Annotated in this window: 8 tRNA genes; all 8 read left to right on the top strand. The window is 44.5% G+C overall.

Going from position 1 to position 1181, the window contains the following annotated elements:
* Positions 1 to 191 precede the first annotated feature (191 nt).
* Positions 192 to 267, top strand: a tRNA-Phe gene (locus BGM26_RS14400).
* Between the two features lie 12 nt (positions 268 to 279).
* Positions 280 to 355, top strand: a tRNA-Thr gene (locus tag BGM26_RS14395).
* Positions 356 to 455: 100 nt separating this feature from the next.
* Positions 456 to 540: transfer RNA gene (locus tag BGM26_RS14390), tRNA-Tyr, on the top strand.
* 7 nt (positions 541 to 547) lie between these two features.
* Positions 548 to 621: transfer RNA gene (locus BGM26_RS14385), tRNA-Trp, on the top strand.
* A gap of 6 nt (positions 622 to 627) precedes the next feature.
* Positions 628 to 703: transfer RNA gene (locus BGM26_RS14380), tRNA-His, on the top strand.
* An 82-nt stretch (positions 704 to 785) separates the two neighbouring features.
* A tRNA-Gln gene (locus BGM26_RS14375) sits at positions 786 to 860 on the top strand.
* A gap of 125 nt (positions 861 to 985) precedes the next feature.
* Positions 986 to 1060: transfer RNA gene (locus BGM26_RS14370), tRNA-Gly, on the top strand.
* A 12-nt stretch (positions 1061 to 1072) separates the two neighbouring features.
* Positions 1073 to 1146: transfer RNA gene (locus BGM26_RS14365), tRNA-Cys, on the top strand.
* The last annotated feature ends 35 nt before the right edge of the window (positions 1147 to 1181 follow it).

The following is a 1181-nucleotide window of genomic DNA, read 5'->3' as shown; positions in this document are numbered from 1 at the left end:
GTTCGAGTCCCGTCCGGACCGCCATATTTCTTGTATAAGGCTCAGTAGCTCAGTCGGTAGAGGATTGCGTAAGCTTGCAGTCCAGAGCGTTACATCCTCGAATAGCAAGCTGTAGCAATCTGCGACAAAGACCGAAGGACTTTGAAGCACAGTATGACCACTATCAAGTTTTAGGAAATAATATTTAATATGGCTCAGTAGCTCAGTCGGTAGAGCAAAGGACTGAAAATCCTTGTGTCGGCGGTTCGATTCCGTCCTGAGCCACCATTTTAACTTTTAGCCGGTTTAGCTCAATTGGTAGAGCAACTGACTTGTAATCAGTAGGTTGGGGGTTCAAGTCCTCTAGCCGGCACCAGGTTTCTTAATTCACTGGGTAATCATCAGTGGAAACCCGCTGAGGAATCCCGAAGGGATTTCGAGCATACATTGTAAGCTGATATTCATCTATTATATGTGGAGGGGTAGCGAAGTGGCTAAACGCGGCGGACTGTAAATCCGCTCCCTCCGGGTTCGGCGGTTCGAATCCGTCCCCCTCCACCATTTAAATAGGGGTATAGTTTAATGGTAAAACGAAGGTCTCCAAAACCTTTGATGTGGGTTCAATTCCTACTACCCCTGCCAATTACGGCGGTTGTGGCGAAGTGGTTAACGCATCGGATTGTGGTTCCGACATTCGTGGGTTCGATTCCCATCAGCCGCCCCATAATTACATTTTGACAGATCATGAAATGCCAATACAATTTCATGAAACTAATTCATTGAAATGAATTATATAATAACTTCAATGGGCTATAGCCAAGCGGTAAGGCATCGCACTTTGACTGCGACATGCGTTGGTTCGAATCCAGCTAGCCCAGCCAATTTTTAAAAAACATCTACGAGGCTTTGCTTCTGTGAATGGTTTTTTAAAAATTTGCGACAAATCGCAAAGCGATTTGCAGCAAATTATGACCACTAAAAAATTTTAAAACAATATATTCTATTTGCGGAAGTAGTTCAGTGGTAGAACACCACCTTGCCAAGGTGGGGGTCGCGGGTTCGAATCCCGTCTTCCGCTCCAATTTTATTTTAAGGCGGCATAGCCAAGTGGTAAGGCCAAGGTCTGCAAAACCTTTATCACCGGTTCAAATCCGGTTGCCGCCTCCAAATTTATTGTATTTTTAGTGGCTAATTTAATATAC

The sequence above is a fragment of the Bacillus sp. FJAT-29790 genome (assembly GCF_019039215.1).
GTDB lineage: Bacteria > Bacillota > Bacilli > Bacillales > Cytobacillaceae > Cytobacillus.
Note: the sequence above shows the minus strand (reverse complement) of the source record. Positions and strands in the feature narration are given on the sequence as shown.